22 protein-coding genes are annotated in these 22,810 nt (G+C 55.6%); 15 read left to right on the top strand and 7 right to left on the bottom strand.

All coding sequences use genetic code 11. The features are described from left to right. Positions 1-78 precede the first annotated feature (78 nt). Entirely contained in the window at positions 79-594 is a 516-nt protein-coding gene (locus PSR63_RS06365) for a fasciclin domain-containing protein (RefSeq protein ID WP_274331714.1), read from the top strand. A 55-nt stretch (positions 595-649) separates the two neighbouring features. Here the strand turns inward: PSR63_RS06365 and PSR63_RS06360 are convergent, their stop codons facing one another. After that, entirely contained in the window at positions 650-1,117 is a 468-nt protein-coding gene (locus tag PSR63_RS06360) for a hypothetical protein (RefSeq protein WP_274331712.1), read from the bottom strand. A gap of 398 nt (positions 1,118-1,515) precedes the next feature. Between PSR63_RS06360 and PSR63_RS06355 the strand changes: the two genes are divergently transcribed. Genes PSR63_RS06355 through PSR63_RS06345 form a run of 3 tightly spaced genes read left to right on the top strand, consistent with a single transcriptional unit; the run spans position 1,516 to position 4,286 of the window. Beyond that, the gene (locus PSR63_RS06355; protein WP_274334298.1) at positions 1,516-2,361 is read left to right on the top strand and encodes an MlaE family ABC transporter permease; all 846 of its coding nucleotides are present in this window, start codon (positions 1,516-1,518) and stop codon (positions 2,359-2,361) included. Between the two features lie 3 nt (positions 2,362-2,364). Beyond that, positions 2,365-3,192, top strand: a complete 828-nt coding sequence (locus PSR63_RS06350; protein ID WP_274334296.1) for an ABC transporter ATP-binding protein — start codon at positions 2,365-2,367, stop codon at positions 3,190-3,192. Positions 3,193-3,209: 17 nt separating this feature from the next. Next, on the top strand, positions 3,210-4,286 hold the full coding sequence (locus PSR63_RS06345) for an MlaD family protein (RefSeq protein WP_274331710.1): 1,077 nt from the start codon (positions 3,210-3,212) through the stop codon (positions 4,284-4,286). Positions 4,287-4,530: 244 nt separating this feature from the next. Here PSR63_RS06345 and PSR63_RS06340 read toward each other — a convergent pair whose 3' ends face one another. Beyond that, the gene (locus PSR63_RS06340; RefSeq protein ID WP_274331708.1) at positions 4,531-5,157 is read right to left on the bottom strand and encodes a PEGA domain-containing protein; all 627 of its coding nucleotides are present in this window, start codon (positions 5,155-5,157) and stop codon (positions 4,531-4,533) included. A 398-nt stretch (positions 5,158-5,555) separates the two neighbouring features. On the opposite strand from PSR63_RS06340, the gene PSR63_RS06335 reads away from it, so the two are divergent. Both PSR63_RS06335 and PSR63_RS06330 read left to right on the top strand, forming a co-directional pair. Next, complete coding sequence (locus PSR63_RS06335; protein ID WP_274331706.1) at positions 5,556-6,902, top strand: PP2C family protein-serine/threonine phosphatase; 1,347 nt, start codon at positions 5,556-5,558, stop codon at positions 6,900-6,902. Between the two features lie 95 nt (positions 6,903-6,997). Continuing rightward, positions 6,998-8,188: an LptF/LptG family permease gene (locus PSR63_RS06330; RefSeq protein ID WP_274331704.1), complete on the top strand. Its 1,191-nt coding sequence runs from the start codon at positions 6,998-7,000 to the stop codon at positions 8,186-8,188. 3 nt (positions 8,189-8,191) lie between these two features. On the opposite strand, the gene PSR63_RS06325 is transcribed toward PSR63_RS06330, so the two are convergent. Both PSR63_RS06325 and PSR63_RS06320 read right to left on the bottom strand, forming a co-directional pair. Further along, complete coding sequence (locus tag PSR63_RS06325) at positions 8,192-8,431, bottom strand: hypothetical protein (RefSeq protein WP_274331702.1); 240 nt, start codon at positions 8,429-8,431, stop codon at positions 8,192-8,194. Positions 8,432-8,517: 86 nt separating this feature from the next. After that, entirely contained in the window at positions 8,518-9,528 is a 1,011-nt protein-coding gene (locus PSR63_RS06320; protein WP_274331700.1) for a sugar phosphate isomerase/epimerase family protein, read from the bottom strand. Between the two features lie 376 nt (positions 9,529-9,904). Here PSR63_RS06320 and PSR63_RS06315 point away from each other — a divergent pair, with 376 nt between their 5' ends. The 3 genes from PSR63_RS06315 to PSR63_RS06305 all read left to right on the top strand — a co-directional run bounded on the left by PSR63_RS06315 (position 9,905) and on the right by PSR63_RS06305 (position 12,792). Further along, a complete protein-coding gene (locus PSR63_RS06315) occupies positions 9,905-10,375 on the top strand; it encodes a nucleoside deaminase (RefSeq protein WP_274331698.1) in 471 nt (156 codons plus the stop codon). Positions 10,376-10,530: 155 nt separating this feature from the next. Continuing rightward, positions 10,531-12,024 carry an alkaline phosphatase D family protein gene (locus PSR63_RS06310; RefSeq protein ID WP_274331696.1) on the top strand — a complete coding sequence of 498 codons (1,494 nt, stop codon included), beginning with the start codon at positions 10,531-10,533 and terminating at the stop codon, positions 12,022-12,024. A gap of 105 nt (positions 12,025-12,129) precedes the next feature. Continuing rightward, on the top strand, positions 12,130-12,792 hold the full coding sequence (locus PSR63_RS06305; protein WP_274331695.1) for a hypothetical protein: 663 nt from the start codon (positions 12,130-12,132) through the stop codon (positions 12,790-12,792). A gap of 37 nt (positions 12,793-12,829) precedes the next feature. Here the strand turns inward: PSR63_RS06305 and queF are convergent, their stop codons facing one another. After that, positions 12,830-13,213, bottom strand: coding sequence for a preQ(1) synthase (gene queF / locus PSR63_RS06300; RefSeq protein WP_274331694.1), 384 nt, complete (start codon positions 13,211-13,213; stop codon positions 12,830-12,832). 268 nt (positions 13,214-13,481) lie between these two features. Here queF and PSR63_RS06295 point away from each other — a divergent pair, with 268 nt between their 5' ends. Continuing rightward, a complete protein-coding gene (locus tag PSR63_RS06295) occupies positions 13,482-14,168 on the top strand; it encodes a 7-carboxy-7-deazaguanine synthase QueE (RefSeq protein WP_274331692.1) in 687 nt (228 codons plus the stop codon). Here PSR63_RS06295 and PSR63_RS06290 read toward each other — a convergent pair. Further along, positions 14,165-16,495: an FHA domain-containing protein gene (locus PSR63_RS06290; protein ID WP_274331690.1), complete on the bottom strand. Its 2,331-nt coding sequence runs from the start codon at positions 16,493-16,495 to the stop codon at positions 14,165-14,167. The two genes, PSR63_RS06295 and PSR63_RS06290, sit on opposite strands and share 4 nt — an antisense overlap. A 599-nt stretch (positions 16,496-17,094) precedes the next feature. Here PSR63_RS06290 and PSR63_RS06285 point away from each other — a divergent pair. Both PSR63_RS06285 and PSR63_RS06280 read left to right on the top strand, forming a co-directional pair. After that, positions 17,095-17,499, top strand: coding sequence for a TraR/DksA family transcriptional regulator (locus tag PSR63_RS06285; RefSeq protein ID WP_274331688.1), 405 nt, complete (start codon positions 17,095-17,097; stop codon positions 17,497-17,499). A gap of 229 nt (positions 17,500-17,728) precedes the next feature. Next, positions 17,729-18,751, top strand: a complete 1,023-nt coding sequence (locus tag PSR63_RS06280; protein WP_274331686.1) for a S1C family serine protease — start codon at positions 17,729-17,731, stop codon at positions 18,749-18,751. A gap of 14 nt (positions 18,752-18,765) precedes the next feature. On the opposite strand, the gene PSR63_RS06275 is transcribed toward PSR63_RS06280, so the two are convergent. Beyond that, positions 18,766-19,713 carry a nucleoside hydrolase gene (locus tag PSR63_RS06275; protein WP_274331684.1) on the bottom strand — a complete coding sequence of 316 codons (948 nt, stop codon included), beginning with the start codon at positions 19,711-19,713 and terminating at the stop codon, positions 18,766-18,768. Between the two features lie 275 nt (positions 19,714-19,988). Between PSR63_RS06275 and trpD the strand changes: the two genes are divergently transcribed. The 3 genes from trpD (at position 19,989) to PSR63_RS06260 (ending at position 22,755) form a co-directional block, all read left to right on the top strand. Beyond that, entirely contained in the window at positions 19,989-21,002 is a 1,014-nt protein-coding gene (gene trpD, locus PSR63_RS06270) for an anthranilate phosphoribosyltransferase (RefSeq protein WP_274331683.1), read from the top strand. Beyond that, positions 20,999-22,201: an MFS transporter gene (locus PSR63_RS06265; RefSeq protein WP_274331681.1), complete on the top strand. Its 1,203-nt coding sequence runs from the start codon at positions 20,999-21,001 to the stop codon at positions 22,199-22,201. The genes trpD and PSR63_RS06265 overlap by 4 nt, the downstream gene beginning before the upstream one ends. 158 nt (positions 22,202-22,359) lie before the next feature. After that, on the top strand, positions 22,360-22,755 hold the full coding sequence (locus tag PSR63_RS06260; protein WP_274331680.1) for an STAS domain-containing protein: 396 nt from the start codon (positions 22,360-22,362) through the stop codon (positions 22,753-22,755). Positions 22,756-22,810: the final 55 nt, after the last annotated feature.

The following is a 22,810-nucleotide window of genomic DNA, read 5'->3' as shown; positions in this document are numbered from 1 at the left end:
GATGCATTGATGCGAAGTCGCCTTGCTTCGGGATTTGCCGAAATTGAATTCCCATTTGTATCCAAAAGGTTAATTGCAATGGCTTTCCCCAAGATTGCTCTCGCCACTCTTTGCTCCCTCGCGTTGATTGCTTCGACGACGTTCGCCAGCGAATGTGCTGCAGACGAAGCGAAAAAGGTACCGACCTCCAAAGACATTGTCGACACCGCAGTCGATGCGGGATCGTTTAAAACGCTTGTTACTGCCGTTACCGAAGCCGATTTGGTTGAGGTACTGAAGAGTAAAGGTCCATTTACTGTCTTCGCTCCAACGGATGAAGCTTTCGCAGCTCTGCCAGAAGGAACCGTTCAAACTCTGCTGAAGCCAGAGAATAAAGAAAAGCTCGTCAAGATCCTGACCTACCATGTCGTGCCCGGCAAGGTGATGGCGAAGGATGCGATGAAGCTGTCGGAAGCAAAGACAGTTGAAGGTTCGACGATCGACATCCAGGTAAAGGATGGTGCGGTCATGATCGATGAAGCAAAGGTCGTCAAGGCAGACATCGTCACGTCGAATGGAGTGATTCACGTGATCGATAAGGTCATCATGCCGTAACGCGGTTAGTGATGAATGGGAGGGCCGAAGCCAATTTATTGGCTTCGGTCTTTTTTTATGCGCGGTGAGTGCCCGCTGATTTGCTGCTGGCGACTTCACGATTCTGTAGCAGTTGATCCGAGCCCCAGCCGCCGAGGATAGCCGCCGGCAGGTAAAGCGCCAGATCGATGGCGACGAACCAGAAAGGGAATGCCATGGAAATGGCATTGACGATTCCCATCGCCGTGAAGAGACCTCCGATGGCGAGCGATTCTCGCCAGACTTTTCCCCCTTCAATCAAGCGGCCAAATGCCGCTCCACTGAGCGAACCGCCTGCGTGGGCCAGCCAAACCAAAGCGAATGCGGTGAAGGGCAGGGAAGCGATATGTCGGCCGAATGCTTCGGCATCGTTTGGATCGTTGACGTCAATTCCCGACGGGAGCGGGTACATGAGAAAACAGGGGGTCAACAGCAAGACCATCATGGCCATGCCGACAACGACACCTAAGGGAATCGAAACAATGGCCCGTAAGGTTGCCATCATGGTTGATTGCCGCTCCTGGTGGATCTGCGGCCTCGTGTTGTAGGGGAGAAGGGGACGCCGCGAACTGATATCCCTCGCGACGTGAATTGAGGTGGGATTCGTCGGAAAATAATCGACGGACCGTCTGCGCTTGATAATAGCATTCCCGCGGATTGCGGTAAATTGTTCAGCCTTAGACGCACGCTTGTTTCTTGCTAGCGGGCATGGCTAATAAGTGTGCGAATAGTTTCTCTAATCGTTACAACTTACTGAAGCCGCAGGGTGGGTTTCGTCGATGATGAGAGAGACGAAGCGGCATAGCGCTATCGTGAGAAGAATGCTAGCACGGAAAGAAAAGCACTTTGGCCACAGGGACGGCTGAAAACTCGAACGGCGATCAGCAGCACGAGCCTGACTCGATGCTGGCCGCAATCCAATTGGCCCTCTTTAATTGGCTGGCCGACTGGGGTGCCGTGGCTATCGATTGTGTTGTGGCCATTGGCGAACTGACTCTCTTTGCCTGGCGAACCATTGTCTGGACGTTTGGTCGACTGCCCAAACGAGAAACGCTGCTGCCCAGCTTTTATCAGGTAGGGGTGATGAGCCTTCCGGTGGTTGCTTTGACCGGTACGTTCATCGGGATGGTACTAGCCGTTCAGAGCTACTATCAGTTTCGCGAGCTGGGTCTGGAAACCCGGCTTGGGGCTGTCATTAATATGTCGTTGGTACGCGAACTGGGACCCGTGTTGGCCGCCACCATGTTGGCAGGCCGAGTCGGTAGTGCCATGGCTGCCGAACTGGGAACGATGCGAGTCACCGAGCAGATCGACGCGTTGACCTCGATGGGGGCCAACCCGATTCACTACCTGGTGGTGCCCCGCGTGTTGGCGATGCTTTTGCTCATTCCCGCCCTCACGGTGATGGCCGACTTTATGGGGTTCGTGGGTGGCTATTTCTATAGCGTCATTATCATTGGCATCGACAAGCACTTTTACCTGTATAATTCACAGGTCTTTGTGGGCTCGTGGGATATTTTCTGCGGGCTGTTCAAGAGTGTCTTTTTCGGCGGCGTGATTGCCCTGGTCAGTTGCCATCAAGGCTTCTACTGCACCGCAGGTGCCGAAGGGGTTGGTAAAGCGGCGACGAATGCGTTCGTGTACTCGTTTGTCATGATCCTGATCATCGACCTGGTCCTGAATATTGGGCTGGAACGCGTCTACATGGCGCTTTGGCCGGATGCTATCGTTTCGATCGGAGGTGGTTAGATGATGCATGCCCGGCTTGAAGCTGACGATGCCCAACCGTTGATCGAAGTCGACAACTTGCTTGTCCAGTTCGACGGTCAGACCATTCTGCGCGACATCGGCCTGAGTATCCCTCGCGGGGAAACGTTGGCCTTGATTGGCGAAAGTGGTTGCGGCAAGACGGTCCTCTTGAAGTCGCTGATCGGCCTGGTCAATCCAACCCATGGCGAGGTTATCTTCGACGGCCAAAACATTCACCGCTTAAACGACAAACAGCTCACCAAGCAGCGGATTCGTTTTGGGTTTGTCTTTCAGAATGCGGCCTTGTTCGACAGTATGACCATCGGGCAAAACGTCGCGTTTCCTCTGAAGCAGCATACGAACAAGCCACTGTCGGAGATCCGTGACATCGTCTTTCAGCATCTGAAGGAAGTCGGTTTGCCGGAGTCGGTGGTGTGGAAGAAGCCGGCCGAGCTCTCAGGTGGGATGCGGAAGCGAGTCGGCCTGGCCCGGGCCCTGGTGTTGAAGCCTGATGTCGTGCTGTACGACGAGCCTACCACTGGTCTCGATCCGATCATGAGTGACGTGATCAATGAACTTATTCTGCGGACGCGCAGTAAGTACCCCGTGACCAGTATCGTGGTCACGCATGACATGCGAACGGCCCAGAAGGTGGCCGATCGGATGATCATGATGTACCCGGCCCCTCGACTGAACGAAGCGGAGCCGCAGATCTTATATGACGGGCGACCGGAAGAGGTCGAAGATTGCCCCGACCCGCGTGTGACGCAGTTTGTCCGCGGCGAGGCAGGTCAGCGCATCGAAGAACTAGGAGCCTTCATCGGCGATTAGCCCGAAGGAGCAAGGTCATGGACGACCGTGTACTACAATTCCGTGTTGGTTTTGTCATGTTAGTGGCCGTGCTGCTAACGGGCATCCTGTTTTTCTTGCTGGGCGAACAGCCGCAGTTTCTCTCGAGAAAAGAGACGGTCTACGTTGTCTTCGAGACTGCCCCTGGCGTCACGATTGATACGCCTGTGCGAACCAGCGGTATCTTGATTGGCCGCGTCAGCAATGTGAAGTTGCAGGACGACCGAACGGTTCTCGTGACGCTCAAGGTTGAAAAGGAAAACATGCCGCACCAGAACGAAGTGGTGCGGATCGTATCCGAATCGCTGCTGGGTGATGCTGCGCTGGAATTCGTCCCGACCGATATGCCAGGGCTCCCCAATCAACCGCTGCCTGACGGAGCAAAGATCAAGGGCTTGGTCCAATCCAATCCACTGGACGTGCTGGTCAAGCTGGAAGGCTCAATGGTCTCGGCTCTGACGACGATCGAACGAGCCGGCAATAACGTCGGTCAGTTTGCCGAGAACGCGAACAAACTGCTCGAAGAGAATGGAGATGGTGTGAGTCGCATCATGTCGAAAACGGAAACGGCGCTCGATCGATTCGACACGGCATTGGCTTCCGTCCAGAACCTGGTCGGCGATGAGCAGCTTAACGAGCAATTGAAGCAGGCCCTCAACGGCTTGCCTGAGACGATTACCGAATCACGGAAGTTGATTGACGAACTACGTACCGTCGCCGGTCGAGCGGACCGCAACCTGGAAAACCTAGAAGGCTTCACCGAACCACTGGGTGAACGGGGCGAGCAGCTGGTTGCCAACCTGGAAAACAGCACCGAGAACCTGAACATCCTGGTCGCCCAGTTGGCTCAGTTCGGCCGTAAGATCAACGAATCGGACGGAACGCTGGGACAACTGATCAATGATCCGCATCTGTATCAGAATCTGAATGATGCCGCCTCGAACATTCGCGAGCTGACCTTGCGACTACGTCCGATTGTGGAAGATGCCCGGGTGTTTGCCGACAAGATCGCCCGCGACCCAGGCCGTATTGGTGTAAAGGGTCTGCGGGACCGGACTCAGTCTGGGATCAAGTAAGTGGCCCGATGATGTGCGATTAATTCGCAACGACCGCGCTTCGCGCTCTTGTCCCCTCTCCACCGTCTGCGGGGGAGAGGGTTAGGGTGAGGGGGAATCCCGCTGGCAATGAAGCGAGGGCGCGATCGAGGTTCCGATCGGAATAGAACTCTGTCTGAGGATGTGGAATAAAGGTCGCTCAGGAAGCCCTCAGCCTAGCCCTCTCTCTGCGCGGGAGATGGGACATGAGAAATGCCGAAGCGGGTTAACCGCTCGAAGGCAGTGGCGGTAATTCATAGCCACCCGAGGGCAGGCTATTCATGCCTGGGGCAGGCATCGGAACTTGTTCGGCCGGCGGAGGAAGCGTGGCCGGGTCCCAGTAAGGAACGCGCTGCTGGGCCGACGGAGGAACAACCGTTGAAGGGACGATCTGCTGCTGGGGGGGCACGATCGGTGTCGTGAAGCCGGCATGGGCATTCGCCCGCAGCTGTTCGGCTCTAGCTCGCAGTTCTTCCGGCGGAACGATCCGTAGCGGAACCATCTCGAAATCGAGTTCTCGCTGATCGCGGATTTCCCACGGAATGACGTTCTCGCTCACGAAGTCGAGGCCTGGGTACTGGTACCAAGGTGTCCGAAATGTATGCAGTTTGACGACCGGTTCGTATCCGTCTTTTTCCAGGCGGATTTCACGTGTGCCATAGTAGGTGTAACCGGTGGCGACCGGCGTGACGCCGATTTCCTGGTTATCGACATACAGCACGGCACCCGGCGGATTGGTCCGCACGGTGAAGCGTCTGCGCACGCAACCCAGACTCATCAAAAGGGTGACCAGCAGTGCCAGCACACTAATGTGATGAAAAACGGTCGATTTTTGTGTGAAAAAAAGCCCCATGAGCTATCCTGAAATCTGGGGAGACGTGGGGCGGGAGTATAGCGATCTGGCCAAGTCATGGCTAGATAGTTTTCCCAGCCGTGCTGGCACCCTCGAAAAACTGGAGGTATTCGCGATAGAAAGGCGTTTTTTCGAGTTTTTATGGTCCACTAGCGAGGTTGGTTTTCGGTGTTTTGTGAAGAGAACATTTCGTAACCAGTCCGTTTCGGGCGAGTTGCCCTAGCTAGCGACGCCGTTTATTATCGAAGGCTTCCAATAAACTTTGTTGATATAACTTTGGGGCTCTGTAGGGGCCCATGATTGAATAAGGGATGCAGGGCACGACGCAGGTCGATATCTCGATCTAGCGGCGATTGGATTGACCTTGCAAGAAGAGGATCGCGTAGGTTTCTGCTGGTATGCCCCAGAATGAAAAGCATGATTGGGCCGGATGTCTCCAAGTCGCCGCAATGAGCGACATTGGGATGCGACGTTCCAACAATCAGGACCACTTTGGTGTGGCCATCGCTCAGACATGGGAAGACTGGCAGGCTCGTGGGCACTTGTTCATCGTTGCCGACGGCATGGGAGCTCACGCCGCTGGGGAATTGGCCAGCGAGATCGCCGTCGAGCAGGTCCGGCACCTCTATAAGAAATACATCGGCAAACGCCCTGCGATGGCACTAACCTCGGCGATCGAGGAAGCCAACACCATCATCAATCGCCGGGGTGAATCGAATGCCGCGTTCCACAAAATGGGAACAACGTGCAGCTGTCTGTTGCTGCTGCCGCAAGGCGCGGTGATGGGACACGTCGGAGATAGCCGCATCTATCGGCTTCGCGGCGACAAGCTCGAACAGATGACGTTCGATCACAGCATGGCCTGGGAAATCAAGGCCGCCACCGCCGGGAAAGACTATTCTTCCGACGTCTACGCCGCGATTCCTAAGAACGTGATTACCCGCTCGCTAGGTCCCTCGGCCGAGGTCGAAGTCGACCTGGAAGGCGCGTTTCCGCTGGAAGTTGGCGACACGTTCATGATGTGCAGCGACGGGGCGTCTGGTCCGGTGACCGACGAAGAGATTGCCCTGATCCTGCATTCGCTCGATCCAGCGAAAGCGGCCCAGTTGATGATCGACCTGGCCAACCTGCGTGGTGGCCCGGACAACATCACCGTGATCGTGGCTCGCGTCACCGACGAGAAGATGACCAAGGATCCGTGCAAGTCAGACCCACTGATCGAAGAAGAGGACCTGCCGCCTCCGACGGTTGAACGACAGGTCCGTCGGATTCCTCTGACGCTTTGGTTGGGGATCGGATTGCTGCTGGTCGCTGCCGGGATGGCTTATTACCTTGAGCAAATTCCTTATGCACTAGCTGGCGTATTGGTGGCCTTCGTGGCGACCATCATGGCGTTTGTCTATAAGTTCACCGGCGAACTGGTTCCGGTGCAGGTGAAAAAGAAGTTTCGCTTCGGCAAAGGGCCTTACTCAGATGTCCCCTGTCATGCCGATTCCAACACGGCTTTGAACCTTAAGATTCTGTACGACGAACTCTCGGATGCGGCCGAGTCGAATAACTGGACTATCGAATGGGACAGCGTCCGGCAGATGGGGGAACGAGCCGAAAGCGAGATGAAGAAGGGGCAGTATTACGGGGCTGCCAAGCACTTTCTTTTGGCCATCGGCTCGCTCATGTCGCAGATCCGTGGTCAGAAAGGGGCGAAAAACCCCTTGGAAGATGATTCCCGCGTCGATCTCGCCTGATTGTCGTTTTCCCAGATTCTCATAGTTGCTACAGTACGTGCCGATTCTTTTCTTGGCACGGTGCTGGGACCGGATCGAAATGGATTTCGATCGCGATGCGCATATTACAACGATATATCGTCGAAGAGCTGGTGAAGGTCTTCCTTCTCGCGCTCATCTCGCTGACGGGGCTCCTGCTGTTTATTGGGCTCGGACAGCAAGTGATCAAAGAAGGTCTCGGATTCCTCCCCCTGTTGAAGGCGATTCCGTACCTGCTTCCCAATGCCCTTCGCTTTGCCATTCCCGGCACTATCCTGTTCGCCGTCTGCAATGTGTACGGACGCGTCAGTGCTAGCAACGAACTGACCGCGATCAAAGCGGCCGGCGTCTCGCCCATGTCGCTGATTGCCCCAGGCCTGATCCTGGCACTGATCCTTTCCCTGGTCTGCGTGTGGCTGAATGACGTGGCCGTTTCGTGGGGGCATATGGGACTGCGGCACGTCGTGATGCAGTCGATCGATGACATTGCCTATAGCGTGCTGCGAACAAAGAAGTCGTTCTACAGCGATAAGTTTTCGATCCTGGTGAAGGACGTCGATGGAGATCTGTTGATTCGTCCTGAGATCACCATGACCCAGTCAGGCAATCAAGGAATCGTCACGATTTCGGCGGCCACCGCGCAGCTGAAATCCGACCCGGAGCATAAGCGTGTGATCGTGACGCTGACCGATAGCCGGATTCATTCGACCGGGCCTGAAGGTCAGCTGTTCGAGCATCCCGGTAGTTTCGTCACTTCGATTCCACTGGAAGATCCTACTGCGGTCGAGGGGATTCGCGATGCTTCGCACCAACCGATGCGGCGTATTCCGGCGTGGCAAGCCAAGATGAGAAATTACCACCACCAGGTTTCGCAGGTCCTGGCCGCCAAAGGTGCGGCGTGCCTGGTGACGGGACAATCCCCTTCGTTCGATGATCCTTCGTGGTTGTATTGGACCAACGAGCAGCAGTGGTCGAAGATTCAAATCAGCCGCCTGAAGACCGAACCGCATCGCCGCTGGGCCAATGGTTTCAGTTGCTTGTGCTTTGCGCTGTTGGGCATTCCGCTGGCGATTCGCCAACGCAGTAACGATTTCATCACCAGCTTCTTCGCCGCCTTTTTGCCGGTGCTACTGCTCTACTACCCGTTGATGGCCCTGGGGGTCGATCGAGCCAAAGATGGCCAGTGGCCGGCCGCGATGGTCTGGCTGGGAAACGTGGTGGTCATCACCATCGGCGGTTGGCTCTTGCATCGAACGATGAAGAACTAAGCGTTATTCGGCGGACTCCACGGTACGCCCACAGAACGGGCAAGATGCCGCAGCGGCAGGATCGAATTCTTCGTCCTCGTCATCGCTCCGGAAGGCTTCGGTTTGGCGGAAGCCGCAATCAGGGCACTTGTGTTCCCAAGAGAAGATTTCGAGCTCATCGTTCTGAAAGTGATTCTGTTGGCACGTCAAAAGTTCCGAGCCGCACTTAGGACAACCGCCGATCGTAATTCGCTCGCGAGACATAAGCTTTCACATCCCAAGACAAAAAAAGCAGGCTCCCAAAGAACCTGCTAAATAATTTTCTATCACACTTCGCGAGTCATCGCGCATTAAAAACCGCGAGCCGCGATGATGTCGTCGAAGTCGCGGAGGTGATAGCCAACGCCGGCGAAATCGAGGACGCGGCAGAAGCCACGCAGGGCAACGCCGAAGCCATCGGGACCACTGAAGCCACCGAACTGACCGCCACCTTTGACGTGGGGTTCCAGGTCGCAGAAGACGCCTGGGATGCCGCGCTTTTTCAGCTTCTTTTCCAGCTTCGGAATCGACAAGGCAAAGTCACGCATGATGCGTTCGTAAGCACTATCGCCCAGGTCGGATGGAACGAAGTTCTTCAAAGCGTCTTCGTCGATGTGACCCTTTTCGCCGACAGGTTTGGTGATCTTGTAGTCTTTGACGTGCATCCAGCCCATGCCTGGCTTCATGGCCACGTACTGGTCGTAAACTTCATCCGGCGTGTAACCTTGGCAGACGAGGTTACCGGCGTCGAAGATCAGCATCATGGCCGGGTGATTCACCTTCTTGTGAATCTCGGCGAGGATGTCGCCATTCTGACCGATCAGGTTGGCTTCGACTTCCAGGCCGAAGGTAAGATCGCTACGGTGACAAGCTTCGGCGATTTGTCCGAGTTGGTCGACTGCCTGGGAGATGTGATCTTTCGGATCGGTTCCCTTGGGGTGATAGAAGGAGAAGCCGCGGATCAGCTTGGTCTCGAATGCGTGAGCCAATTCGCACGCCTTGTTGACCTCTTTGTCGAGGTACTTCTTGAAGGGCACGAAGCGGTTTTTGGTACCGTCTTCTTCGTTGAGCAACTTGACCTTACCAATGGGCGAGCCCAGGGACGAAACGTTCAGGCCGTACTCACCTTCCAAGGTTCGCAGCTTGGCAATTTCTGCCTTGGTCAGCTCCATGACATTCTTAATGCCGTTGCCGACGTCGATGAAGCGAATGCTGTAGTATTCCAGCCCCAACGCAGCGAAGGCGCTAAACTGCTGTTCAGCCGTCTTCTGATTGGCAGATTCGTCAGCAAAACCGGTCAAAATCACTTGGGACGTGGTCATGTCGTCATTCCAGCTCGTGTCACGTAACAATTCTCTAGTGCATTAAGGTTCATGCACGGGAAGTGGTATTGTGAATGCCAGGGCACGGCATAGCAAGTGCCCCGCGGAAAGAGGGGTTTGCCACAGAGATCACAGAGGCCACGGAGAGAAGAAGAGACAAACCACGGATTACACGGATGAACACAGATATAAATCGTCGACGAAGTCGACTCAGTAACTCCCATCCGTGCCAATTCGTGTAATCCGTGGTTACTCCCTCGCATCTCTTCTCTCCGTGGCCTCTGTGATCTCTGTGGCTAAATATTCTTCCGATTCGCCGGTCCGTTCTGTTACAACTGAAGTGCCCCCAAGCACCCATTTCTGAGAAGACAGCCCCATGACGCCGGAATCTTTGATGCAATTGGCGATTGAGAAATGCCAGGAAGGCATTGCTCTGGGCCAGACGCCGTTTGGTTGTGCCATTGAGTTGGACGGTCAGGTCATTGCCGCCGAGCACAACACGGTTTGGCAAACGATCGATATCACCGCCCACGCCGAGATCAACGCCCTGCGAGAGGCCTGTCATCAGACAGGTAGTCCTTTGCTGGAAGGGGCGATCGTGGCGACAACCTGCGAGCCTTGTCCTATGTGCGCAGCGGCGCTGCATTGGGCTCGTGTCGAGAAGGTTTACTTCGGGGCGACAATCGCCGACGCCGAAGCAGCTGGTTTCCGCGAGTTGGATCTTTCGGCAGAAAAGGTGATCGCCGCTGGGGGTGGAACGACGATCCTGGTGCCGAATCTACTTCGCGATCCATGTCGGAAATTGTTCTACGATTGGAAGGCAGCCGGCCTGGGGAAAACGTATTGAGAACGTACCCGCCAAGTTGAACCGGCAGGTTCCGTGAATTAGGTTGAGGGATCGATCCCGTGAGCGGCAACGAAAGTATGACGCTCTCATCATGCCAAATCTCTTTCTTGTTCTGGTCAGTGGAGAACGAAGTGGGAAGCCTGCGAATAGTTGCGATGGTTGCGTGGATGGTTTGGGGCAGTGCAGCGGTTGCCAACGCTGGACCGTGGCAGGCCAATGGATTCAAGGTCGGCGAAGTCTCAGCCACGACTGCGGTGGTCTGGACGCGCTTGACCAAGAACGAAGATCGCATCGATCGACCTGGCATTGAGCCACTCATCTATTACCGCAATTCCAAGACCGGCAAGTTGCTGCTTAAGCCGGACGATGGACGCGAAGACTGGATCGTCGAGAACGTCGACAATAGCGTCGCCAACAAAGACACCGTTTACACGCCAGTCCCCAAGTATCCGGAAGGAGAGTCACCGGAAACAGTCGACGGTGCCGTGCCAGGTGCCCCCGGCCAAGTTCGCGTGCGATACCTGGCTAAGGGTAGCGACCAGTGGCAAGAGACCGAGTGGGTGACCGTGGAAAAGGAACAGGACTATACCCATTCGTTTCGTTTGAAGGATCTGACGCCAGGTACGCGTTACCAGGTACTTGTCGAATCGCGTCTGGAAGATGGCCATAACGGAGCAACGTTGTCCGGAGACTTCGGAACGGCACCAGCGGCCACCGATGCCGAGCCGATCTCCTTTGTCGTTTCCACGTGTCAGGCCTACATCCACCAGGACAGTCGCGAAGGTGGCTTCAAGATCTATCGCGAGATGGAGAAACTGCATCCCGACTTCTTCGTGCAATGCGGCGACTTCGTCTACTTCGACCGGATGGGAAAGAGCCTGGACCTGGCCCGCTGGCATTTCCATCGCATGTTCAGCCTGCCGTTTATCCGCCATTTTCACCAAGTGGTGCCATGCTACTACATGAAAGACGACCACGATACGTGGATGGACGATTGCTATCCGCAGATGGAATCGGTTTTCATGGGGACGTTCACCTTCGAGCACGGGAAGCAGCTGTTCCGAGAACAACTGCCGATGAGCGAGCTTCCCTATCGCACGCGTCGTTGGGGGAAGGATTTGCAGATCTGGTTAGTCGAAGGTCGTGAGTTCCGCTCGAACAATAAGGATCCGGATGGCCCCAACAAGACGATTTGGGGACCTGAGCAGATGGCCTGGTTTAAGAAGTCGGTCTCTGAGTCGGACGCGACATTCAAGATTCTGATGTCGCCGACACCCATTGTCGGGCCTGACCGTGATAACAAGTTTGACAACCACTCTAACATCAACTGGAAGCACGAAGGGGACATCGTCCGCAACTTCATCGCTCAGCAGGACAACATGTTCATCGTGTGCGGTGATCGTCACTGGCAATTCGCTTCCGAAGATCTGGAGACCGGCATCCGCGAGTTTTCGTGTGGACCTGCTTCCGACGAGCACGCCGGCGGGTGGACGAATGATGAGGTTCGTGCTGAGCATCACTACCTGAACGTCACCGGCGGATTCCTGGGTGGCTTCGTCGAACACCAGGATGGCAAGCCCACGCTGACGTTTCGCTACTACGATGTGGCTGGCAAACCGCTGTACCAGGAGACGTTCACGGCGAAGTGATCACGGAATGGCCAGCAGTGATGGCAAACTTTTCTCGTGACCCGCTCTCCTTCTTTCCGATGAAAAGAGAAGGCGAGAAAGTACCGACGAGAAAAGGAGCTACCGGTGTATTGCTCGAACTGTGGCGTCAAAGCAGGCGGCAACTTCTGTTTTCAGTGTGGATGTCGACTGCAACAAGCCGACGAGGTCGCTTCGGAAGGTCTGGTTCCCACGATCCAATCTTGGGACGAAGATGCCAACTACGAACGCATTGCCCAGCATCCTGAGGTGCGTACTGCCATTGCCAGCCATGCAGCGCAAGCACGTCCTTGTCTCTCAGCGGAAGCAATCCTGGAGATTGCCGACAAGGTAGTGCCCATCGGCATCTCGTACTCGGCGGTTGCATCGATCGCCCAACCGATGTGGGCTTCGCTTGGCGTGCGAACCGGCAAGCAGCGATCGGCCGTTCTGGACTTGCCCATCGGCCGAGCGATGGCACGCGTACTGTGCAGCCTGGCCAAGAATCAGCAGCCGGTGCAGCGGGTCGAGCAAGAGGCAGATGGATGCACGATCCAGGCAGAGTTGCCGTCGAGCATCTGGGCGATGAAAGGGGTTCTGACCGTCAAGCTGACGCGACAAGACGACGGCTGCGTGGTCACGGTCGCGACCGATATCCCCGGTCAAGCGTTCGATTGGGGAATGAGCCAACGCTGCTTGGATACGATGCTGCAAGAGATCCAGCAGGATTTGGAGTTACCGCCGGCTCAGCCGCGAAGTCAGGCCGCTTGAGGCCACCATCGCGGCCTGACCCATTCGATGGCGAACCTTAGATCACCGTCAGTTCATCTGGTGGGGTTTCGCTGTAGTGCTCGACGGTGATCGTCGAACTGATGCCGCCGCGGGGCGTGAACTCGGCTCGGACCTGCATCCAGCGCGGCTTCAGGCATTCGACCAAATCATTCAGGATGACGTTGGTCACGTTTTCGTAGAAGATGCCCTGATTGCGGTAGGCCTGCATGTACATCTTCAGGCTCTTCAGTTCCACGCACAGCGTTTCGGGAATGTACGTGATATGAATCGTGCCGAAGTCAGGCTGGCCGGTTTTCGGACAGACCGAAGTGAACTCAGGCACACTGATTTCGATCTCGTAATCTCGGTTGGGGTGCTGATTCTCGAAGGTTTCGAGAAGTCCGCGATTCTCTTCTGACACGGTCCGATTCTCCTCATTGACTGGTAAACTGCTATTTTGGAGGCAAAGCAGCTGCCTGACTAGACCCGGCTTTTGGCGGATATTTGGGCAATTTCCCCTGCGGTCTGCCGAACTTGCCCCACACGAGGTCCGTCTTGGCGGGTATTCTGAAGGATTCCCCCGACTGCGTTGGTATTCAGCGTAGAGAACGGGGCACCCGAATGTCACTTCCTGAGAACGGTTTCTCGCGTTTAAAGCGACAAACCTTTCCACGACCGGTATTGCCAGCGTGCGAATAGCTGAAATTTATCCATCGATTCAGGGCGAAGGCCTTCTGACCGGCGAGCCCAGTACGTTCGTCCGAGCCAGTGGTTGCAACTTGCGCTGCTGGTTTTGCGATACGCCGCATGCGTCCTGGAACCCGGAAGGGGAAGATCTGTCGGTCGCCGAGATCTTGGGCCGGATCGAACTGCTGGAAGTCGACAAGGTCGTGCTCACTGGCGGCGAGCCGATGTTGTTCGCTGAAATGATTCCGCTGTGCGAGGGAATCCGGCGCTCAGGCCGACACATCACGATTGAAACGGCCGGGACGCTTCATCTTCCCTTGCCATGCGACCTGATGTCGATCAGTCCCAAGCTTTCCAACTCGACCCCTAGTGCCGAGGACTACCCGCGTTGGCACAAGCGGCATGATCAGACAAGGGACCAGCCTGAGGTCATTCAGCGACTGATTGACGAGTTTCCGTATCAGTTCAAGTTCGTGATCGATAAGCGGGAAGACTGCGACGAGGTGCTTACCTACCTGGGAAGATTTCCCAGCATTTTGCGAGATCGCGTCTACGTGATGCCGCAAGGGATCGAACAGGCACAGCTGGAGGCAATTACCGAGTGGCTTAAGCCGTGGTCTCAGGAGCACGGCTTGCAGCTTTGTCACCGCAAGCAAATCGAATGGTTTGGATTTGCTCGTGGGACTTAGTCTTCTTCGACGTGGTCGGTTGCATGGGAAAGCCCGTGCGGATTGATGATTTCATCGTTGAATCGCTTTTCCATGCGTTCGCGGCGATGATTCTTCACATGCTGGTAAATCACCGCTGACTGGAGCCACCAGAAAACGGTCACCACGTACGCCAGGCAAGCCCCTGCGAAGGAAATGCTGAGGTAGCTTGGCGAGTAGTAGTGCATGAAAAGGCCAGCGGCCAAGGCCAGCATCGAGACAAACAGCTTCGACCGGCATAGCCGTTCCCAGCGATTGATCGTTGCCGAGTCGATCGCTGCCTTGGCCGTTTCGTTCGCCAGTTCTCGCAGCTTGCGAATGTCGGATGTTTGTTCCGGAGCATAACGCGACGGAACGAATTCTTCCCGCGTGATCGGTCGGACAGGTTCCGGCTCTTGGGCGGGTTCTGGCTCGACGACTACTTTTTCTTGTACGGGCTTCTTCTGGGGTGCTGGTTCCGGTTCGCCGGACTTCGCTCGCATGCGTGCCAACAGGCTTTGCATGTAGTCGTCGATGGCAGTGTCATCATCGTGATCGGATGTGGACACTGGTTGTTCGGCCGTAGGTTCGGCAACCGGCTCGTGCGATTGCGAAGCCGCTTCTGGTTCCGTTGGGGTGTCTTCTTCAGGGAATTCGAAATCGGGAAAGCTGGTCAAGCCGGTAGCCGGGTTCACGGCACGAGGTTCTTCTTCCTTGTGCGATTCCTCTGGGAGTTGGTCCTCTAATTCGTCGTAGGAAGCCTCCTCCGGCATCGTCGGTGGTGGTGTTTCACGAAGAATACCCATCGACCGAAGGTGATCCAGTGCAGATTCGTCTTCCTCGATTGGCTCTTCCTCGTCAGGACTTCGCTGCAGGTCGGTCAGGCGTCGTTCGTCCTCCAGCTGGCGACGGATGTCCAGGCATTGCTGCCGAGCATCATCCAATTGGTTCTTCCAGTGTTCCTCGTTCCTCTGCTGATCGTTGATCGCTTGCTGCAGCTCATAGTTTTGCTGACGAAGTTCGTCCAGTTGCAGTTTCAGGTCATCGCCATGTAAAGTTGCGTCGTCGAGCTGATCCTGCAGTTGCTTCAGCTGCGACTGGTGCTGGGCAACTTCCTCGTCGGTCATGCCACTTGGCTGAGCATTCTGGGCATCGACTAGTTCCTGTTCCAACGCGGCGATCTTGCGACCCAACTCCTCGGAGTGCTGCTCGCGCTGCTCGAGTTCCTGTTGGGTCCAGGCCAACTCGCTTTCGGCCTCTTTGAGCGAGTCACGGTTCTCGTTGAGTTCACGCGATGCGTCATCGTAGGCCAGCCGCAACTTAGTGAGTCGCGAAGCGCCTTGTTCTTCTTCCTCGCTCGGCTGGTCGTCCAACTGTGAAAGCTGATTACGAACCCCACGTAGATGCGAAAGAATCGATTTCACGCGGCTCTTACCGAGCTTGCGTGTCGAGATCCAACGCTCACGCAGACGCTCTTCGCGCGATTGAAGTTCGCTGGACTGTTCTTTGAGGTGAGCAATCAGCGCTTCGGATTCTTGCAGGTCGGCCTCGAGACGACGCTGCCGTGCCCGTTCTTCTTCGGTGGCATCCGCGTTGTTGGTCAACTCGCGTCGAATTTCGTTGACTTGGTTCTGCTTAATTTCCAACTGTTCGCGGAGTTCGGCCTGAATCGTGTTATTGCTACTGATCAGATCGCGAACATGGTTAAGCAGCAGCCGGGCACGCTGGTTGTGTCGCTTGCGACGTTCGATACGCACTTCCGACGATTCGACATCGACGGCTGGGTCGGACTCGCGGGCCAGCAGGGAATCGACCAGTTGCTGTGTCTCGTCGAGCTTGATTTGTAGATCGCTGAACGAGTCCTTTTGCTTACGGACCACATTCAACAGATTACGAATCCGGCGATGGGATTGCTTGCGCAGCTTTCGGGGCGACGGAGACTTTTTCGGTAGCGGTTGGGCGACGTTGGCCGATTCGGCTTGTTGGTCAGCGAGCACTTCGAAGCTCAAGCTGCCCAGGCTCAAACGATCACCGACGCGCAGCCAAGCCTCGCTGATGGTGTCGCCATTAACGCGTGTGTCGCGGGTCCACGACTTCACGATCATCCCACTTGCGCCGCGATAGATCACGCAGTGCTTTGGCTGAACATCGGCGGCGATCAGACGCAGTTGGCAATCTGCGGATGATCCGACCAGGCATTTGGGCGCATGGACACGAATGATCTGACCATCACGCTCAGTGCCTTCAATCTTCAATACCAGCGCCGAGGTCGACTTTCCGAGAAGTCGAGAATCGCGTTTCGATCGGGGGGCGACGTTGTTTTGGACCATGATACTGCTTGAAAAAGGTTGGGATCCGCTGCGGACTTTGGGTCACGGCTGACGGCTACCGTGCAGTGGCTGCCAGTTGGTATGTGCCTATTTCGCTAAGTCATATAGGTCACGCAGGCGGTAAGGTCAAAACAGTACCCCTATAGATTGGAGCGATCAAAAAGGGCTCACTCGGGGAATTTTGATAGGTTTCCGAAAGCAAAATGACGATGATCGGATTGCGTCGATCGATCGCTCTCAGAGGTTTTCGGCCCGGTTTTCGCAAGAGGAAAGTGTCTCAAACGTGAAATCGGATTGAGTTATTTGGGGCTCCTCGGTTGCGAACTAAATGCCTGTTTGTCGCGTAAAGTATTTAGTGGAAGGCAATTACAGCAAATCGCAGTAAATTGCTGGATAACGCGAAACAAGCGAAAAATTTCCCGGTTACTATCCCACAGGCGTACTATAGTTGCGTGACTACAAGTCAGTGCAAGATTTGCCCGCCGATTAGGGGGATCGAAGACCGCGAATAGAATCGCGGAAAAGTGGTCCATTCAAATACTAGGCAGGGGCGAAACGAATCGCTAAAAATACGACTTTCCTGCTCCTAAGGTGACACCATGGCACGCTCAAGAGACGAATTTATCGGCAAGATGAAGGAGATCCTCCTTCGCCGTCGCGATGCCCTGCGTAAGGCGCTCGCCGGGGACTTGAGTCTCCTGAAAGAACTCGAGCAGACTTCGGGTGATGTCGTCGACTTCGCACTCGATTCGGTCCAGGACGAACTGAGTTCGCAGCTGGCCGAAGTCGAAAGCCGCGAATTGGCGAGCATCGACACCGCACTGGAACAAATCAAAGCCGGTAAGTACGGCGAATGTGAAGGCTGTAGCGCCACCATTCCGATCGCTCGCCTGCAGGCTCTTCCTTACGCCACTTTGTGCATCAAGTGCCAACGCGAACTGGAAGAACTCGGCCCCGACGGAGTCAGTTGGGCTCAAACCGACGACACCCAAGCCGTCAAGTAACGCACGGCCGCTACAATCCGAAAACTTTCTACGGGATGAGTCCAAAACTCATCCCGTTTTTCTTTTCCTGATCCCGGTGCTAGCACGATCTAACTTGTGTGGTGTGATTCATGATGGGTTGTGCCTCTACGACTCCCCCCGGTTTGGTAGCGATGCTATGCGATCTTTCCTTGCTCTTTCGCTTGTTCTTCTGGTAACTGGCCTCACCCTTGGCCAGGACATCGATTTCGTGTCTGCCGATCGCGCAACGATGCGGGAAGAGATACTAGCCGAAGCCGACTTTCTGGAGCGTCAGCTCAACCATCTGAAGCGGGTCGTCAAATATGTGCGTCCTTCGATTGTGCACATCGAAACGACCATGGCCGGAAATGGGTTCTCGAAGTCGAGTGAAGTCGACGAGGCAGGTGCCGGAATCATCTTCAAGCATGAAAAGAGCTTCTTCGTTCTGACCAACCGCCACGTGATCAATCAGGCACCGCTGGAGCGGATTCGTATCTACCTGGAAGATGGTCGCCAGATTCGTGCCAAACGCGTACTCACCGATCGAGATACCGACGTGGCCGTTGTGGAAGTCGATGCCGATCGTTTGATCCCTGCCGAGGTAGGTGACAGTTCCCAAGTAGAGGTCGGTGAGAAAGTATTCGCCGTCGGCAGTCCGTTTGGTCTCAGCCAGACGGTCACCTACGGAATCATCAGCGCCGTGGGACGACGCAACCTGCAACTGGGACGTCAAGGCTTGAAGCTACAAAACTTCTTTCAGACCGACGCCGCCATCAATCCTGGCAACAGCGGTGGGCCGCTGATTAATCTTCGCGGGGAAGTGGTGGGGCTGAACACGGCCATCGCCAGTAACTCAGGCGGGAATGATGGAATTGGTTTCGCGATTCCGATTCACGCGGCCTTGGGTGTGGCAGAGCAGTTGATCGAAAAAGGTCAGGTTGCCCGTGCTTTCTTTGGTGTTCGCATGGACGCCGATTTCGACGCGGCTGGCGCTAAAGAGATTGGCTTGTTCCGGGCACGTGGCGCCAAGGTTAGCGGTGTTACGCCAGGCTCGCCAGCGGAAGCCGCGATGATCCAGGTCGGCGACGTCATTACCAAGTTCTACGGTCAGGAAGTGGAAGACGATCTGCAATTGATCAACATCGTCAGCCTGTGCCCGCTGGACGAAGACATCCGATTCGAGATCTACCGCGACGGCAAGTTCGTCGAAAAGACCGTTCGCCTGGCGGCTCGCAATCGGTTTGAGAACTAACGCTGGCGAGGTGACTATTCGGCCGTTTCTTTGACGGCCTGGATAATCCCACGAATGATGCAGTCTTTCGCTCCGACGGTATCGACGCTGGTCATCACTTCCATGTTCGGCGTCCAGGTACGTACCGTTCGCTGATCGAAGATAGTCGCACCCAACGTCAGGTCTCCTTGGGTTTCGACATCGCCTGCCATCGGAACCGATTCAAAGAGTTCCGGCTGTAATAGGGCAACCAGTGCCACGGCGTCGTTCAAGCAAATGCCTTCTTGAGCCAGGTGACGCCGATGCGAACGGAACGAGAACGGCAAGATCTGGTTCAGTAGATTCGTGACGCGCGATTCTTTCTTGGGAATGTGATCCAGCAGGTCGATCCCAAAGGTAACCTGGCTGGCGATATCGAGCGGAACGACCGTCTTGGTCGTCTTCGAGTGCAACACGCGACGTGCACTTTCAGCATCGAAATGGCAATTGAATTCCGCACAGGGAGTCACGTTGCCGATGCCGTTGAGCGAACCTCCCATGATGATGACCTGTCCGACCTGCGACGCAAACGTTGGGTCACGCTGTAGGCAGTTCGCTACATTGGTCATCGGGCCGAGGCAAAGGATGGTGACTTCATCCGGAAAAGCTCGAACTTCGTCGCTGATCAGCTTATCGGCCGAATGTGTTTGATGCAGCTTGGCGACGTTCAGGTGGATTTCTGCCAGGCCGTCACTTCCATGCAAAAACGTTGAATCGACCGGGGGGGCCAGCCGCGGACCAGGCCCCATCGCAATGCGGGGACGTCGCGGTGGGTCGAGGCACTCGATCAGAGCCTGCAAGTTGGTGTAGGCTTGATCGGCGTTAACGTTTCCGGCGGTGGAGGTAATCGCAATGACGTCCAGACGCGGATCAAAGAGGGCAATCATGAGCGCGATGGCGTCATCGATGCCGGGATCACAGTCGATAATGACCTTCCTGGACATAGTGGACGGAACCTCCTGCCTTCCTGGTGCGTGTTCGTGAGGATGCTGACTGTGGCGTGTCCTCCCCAGTGATTAGGGCATGAAGCGTCTAATTCCGGTTCAACACATGCCGAATTGGGGAAGCCGTTTAGCGTGCCACCTGTGTCGACAACGTCATGTTATAACAGTTTTCGCCCCCCGCTGGCAGAGACATCGTGGCTAGGACAGGGGCTCTGTGGGGACTAAAATGACGGATTTCTCGTACGCACCAGGCCTAAACCCGGGGAGTTGATCGGTTGTCGCACTCAGAAGTAATCGCCAAGGTACAGTCCGGGACAGACCTTTCGCTCGAAGAAATGGCCGCCGCCATCGGTCAAATGATGGAAGGAGCCTGGAGCGACGATGAAATCGGCTCGCTGCTGTTGGCCCTGAACGATAAGGGGCCCAGCGTCGATGAAATCGCCGGCGCCGCGACCGCCATGCGTAGTCACATGATCACCATCGAGTCCCCCAACGAGGACTTCATCGATACCTGTGGCACTGGGGGGGATCGTAGCGGGACGTTCAATATTAGTACGGCCACGGCCATCGTTATTGCGGCAGCCGGGGTAACGGTTGCCAAGCATGGTAATCGCAGCGTGACCAGCAAGTCCGGTAGCGCCGACGTTCTTTCCCGCCTGGGAGTGAACATCGAGGCCGACGTGCCGACCATCGAAAAGTGCTTGAATGAGGTCGGTATTTGCTTCTGCTTCGCGCCGCTGATGCATGGCTCGATGAAGCATGTGGCTCCGGTGCGAAAGAAGTTGGGCGTGCCGACGATCTTCAATCTGCTCGGTCCCCTTTGTAATCCGGCCAACGCACCCTATCAGCTATTGGGTGTCGGTCGGCCTGAATATCGAGAACTGCTGGCCAGTGCTCTGCAGAAACTGGGGACGACCAAAGCGGTATTTGTGACCGGACGCGATGGGATGGACGAAGTCACTATCAGCGACGTTACGGATGTCACGATTGCGACGCCAGCTGGATTGGTGCCGATCGTCTGGCAGCCGGAAGAATTCGGCATCCAGCGACAAGGCAAAGAGGACATGCTGGTCGACGGGCCGGAAGAAAGCGCGGCCATGATTCGCCGTGTTCTTGCTGGCGAGAAGGGGGGAGCTCGCGATATTGTCGTGATCAACGCGGCTGCCGCCCTGTGGACCATCGGCAAGAATGACTCACTGAGCGAATGTGCGCGACTCGCGGAGATCGCGATCGATAGCGGTGCGGCGGAAAAGACGCTGGCCAAGCTGGCGGAGGTTAGCCGCGGGTGAAGTCAGTTGGAAAGCCCTTAGTCATCTTGATTCTGGCGGTCTGCGCGGCCCACGCCATGGTGCATGTGCTGGAAGGATCGCTGCCCTGCGTCGAGCAGTCGATCGCCGCCCAATACGATGTCGGCTCGGCAACCACAGGCTGGCTGCAGACCGTATGGCGATTTCCCTGGGGTGTCGGGGCGCTGGTGGCCGGCTGGTTGGTCGACCGCTACGGAGCGAAGCGAATGCTCGCCCTCTACTTGATAGGCGGAGGCGTGACCTGCTTCACCTCGATCGTGCTGCCGGGGCTTCCGCTACTGTTCGCCTCGATGTTTCTGATGGGGGTGATGGCCAGCATTTATCATCCGGCCGGTCTGGCGCTGCTTTCGCATGAAACAACTCCGGATACGCTTCCCAAAACGCTCGGTTGGCATGGCGTGTTTGGTTCACTGGGAATTGGCGGAGTTCCCTTGATCGCAGCCGTCGTGCTTTCGATGACCCACTCGTGGCACGCTTTTTATGCGGTACTGGGTGTTATGTCGATTTCGATCGGCATGGTGTTCGTCTATCTCACGCTGCAGTCGCCTGAACGGGTATTCTCGAAAGTCGATCAGGCTGCCGCCGATGATCGTGGCAACTGGGCCAGCTTTGGCGTGCTGCTGGTCATGTCGAGCTTGATCGGATTGTCGTACCACGGCGTGATGAGCTTCTTGCCACGTTTTTTATCTGATGCGAAGGTCCTCGGATTTCAAACGCAGGGGGAGATTGGCGGGAACATCCTGGCAGCCAGTTCGCTCATCTTGGGATGCATTGGCCAGTACATGGCCGGCCAAATGGCTCGTCCGAAGCGGCTGGAATTTCAATTAATGCTGATTTGTGCCGGGACGATTCCATTTCTAATCGGCATGAGCTTTGCCCCGCCACAGTGGAAGTGGTACTGCGTCGCAGCGTGGGGGATGATCTTCTTCATGCACCAACCGGTGTTCAATAGTTTGATCGCGAAATACACTCCCCGATCGCGGCGAAGTCTCTGTTATGGGGTCTCGTTTGCTGTCGGTAATGGGATCGGCGCGATCGCCGCAGGCCTGGTGGGTGAGAACACGCATTTGCAGTCGGCGTACCTGGGGCTGGCGGGATGTGCGTCTTTAGCAACGATAGCAGGGCTGATACTATGGATTCGAGCAGCCAGGAACCCTCCGATCGGGCCAGAAAACTCGTGAGAACAAAGATTAGGCTTTGCTTTCGACGGTCAGGTAAGGATAATCGGGGGAACTGGAGAGGGCTGGCTCCATTGACCTCCCTAGTGGTCCTTATCTAACCTTCTAGGGGTTCCAACTTTTTCATTCGTTCATCTGGCGATTTCTAGAAAGCCGACTCCATGGCGATCAAATACCATTACTTAAAAGTTCGCGACGTACAAGAAGTCGTTGTTGCTGAGTTCATCCAGTCTTCGATTTTGGACGAAACCGCGATCGATCGCGTTGGGAAGGAATTCGAGCAATTGATTTTGGAAGCCGCCACGGCCAAGAAACTGCTCCTGAACTTCCGTGCGATCGAATACATGTCGTCGGCAATGATCGGAAAGCTCATTCTGCTGAATAAGAATTGCAAGAACGCGAAGATCAAATTCAAAGTTTGCAATGTGACCGGCAATATTCTGGAAGTATTCCAGATTATGAAGATTGGCAAAGTGATCGATATTCAAAAGGACGAAAAGTCCGCCATTGCCGCATTCAATGGCCCATCGATCGGCAAGTGGTTTGGGCTTAGCTAACCACCACAATCTTCATGTGGATCTAGTCTGTTTGCCTTGCCTTGGTTTGCATCTG

The organism is Bremerella sp. P1 (assembly GCF_028748185.1).
Taxonomy (GTDB): domain Bacteria; phylum Planctomycetota; class Planctomycetia; order Pirellulales; family Pirellulaceae; genus Bremerella.
Note: the sequence above shows the minus strand (reverse complement) of the source record. Positions and strands in the feature narration are given on the sequence as shown.

Coding starts and splice junctions, on each gene's coding strand:
- PSR63_RS06365 (WP_274331714.1), top strand. CDS start 79: ATGGCTTTCCCCAAGATTGCTCTCGCCACTCTTTGCTCCCTCGCGTTG.
- PSR63_RS06360 (WP_274331712.1), bottom strand. CDS start 1,117: ATGATGGCAACCTTACGGGCCATTGTTTCGATTCCCTTAGGTGTCGTT.
- PSR63_RS06355 (WP_274334298.1), top strand. CDS start 1,516: ATGCTGGCCGCAATCCAATTGGCCCTCTTTAATTGGCTGGCCGACTGG.
- PSR63_RS06350 (WP_274334296.1), top strand. CDS start 2,365: ATGCATGCCCGGCTTGAAGCTGACGATGCCCAACCGTTGATCGAAGTC.
- PSR63_RS06345 (WP_274331710.1), top strand. CDS start 3,210: ATGGACGACCGTGTACTACAATTCCGTGTTGGTTTTGTCATGTTAGTG.
- PSR63_RS06340 (WP_274331708.1), bottom strand. CDS start 5,157: ATGGGGCTTTTTTTCACACAAAAATCGACCGTTTTTCATCACATTAGT.
- PSR63_RS06335 (WP_274331706.1), top strand. CDS start 5,556: ATGCCCCAGAATGAAAAGCATGATTGGGCCGGATGTCTCCAAGTCGCC.
- PSR63_RS06330 (WP_274331704.1), top strand. CDS start 6,998: ATGCGCATATTACAACGATATATCGTCGAAGAGCTGGTGAAGGTCTTC.
- PSR63_RS06325 (WP_274331702.1), bottom strand. CDS start 8,431: ATGTCTCGCGAGCGAATTACGATCGGCGGTTGTCCTAAGTGCGGCTCG.
- PSR63_RS06320 (WP_274331700.1), bottom strand. CDS start 9,528: ATGACCACGTCCCAAGTGATTTTGACCGGTTTTGCTGACGAATCTGCC.
- PSR63_RS06315 (WP_274331698.1), top strand. CDS start 9,905: ATGACGCCGGAATCTTTGATGCAATTGGCGATTGAGAAATGCCAGGAA.
- PSR63_RS06310 (WP_274331696.1), top strand. CDS start 10,531: ATGGTTGCGTGGATGGTTTGGGGCAGTGCAGCGGTTGCCAACGCTGGA.
- PSR63_RS06290 (WP_274331690.1), bottom strand. CDS start 16,495: ATGGTCCAAAACAACGTCGCCCCCCGATCGAAACGCGATTCTCGACTT.
- PSR63_RS06285 (WP_274331688.1), top strand. CDS start 17,095: ATGGCACGCTCAAGAGACGAATTTATCGGCAAGATGAAGGAGATCCTC.
- PSR63_RS06275 (WP_274331684.1), bottom strand. CDS start 19,713: ATGTCCAGGAAGGTCATTATCGACTGTGATCCCGGCATCGATGACGCC.
- PSR63_RS06260 (WP_274331680.1), top strand. CDS start 22,360: ATGGCGATCAAATACCATTACTTAAAAGTTCGCGACGTACAAGAAGTC.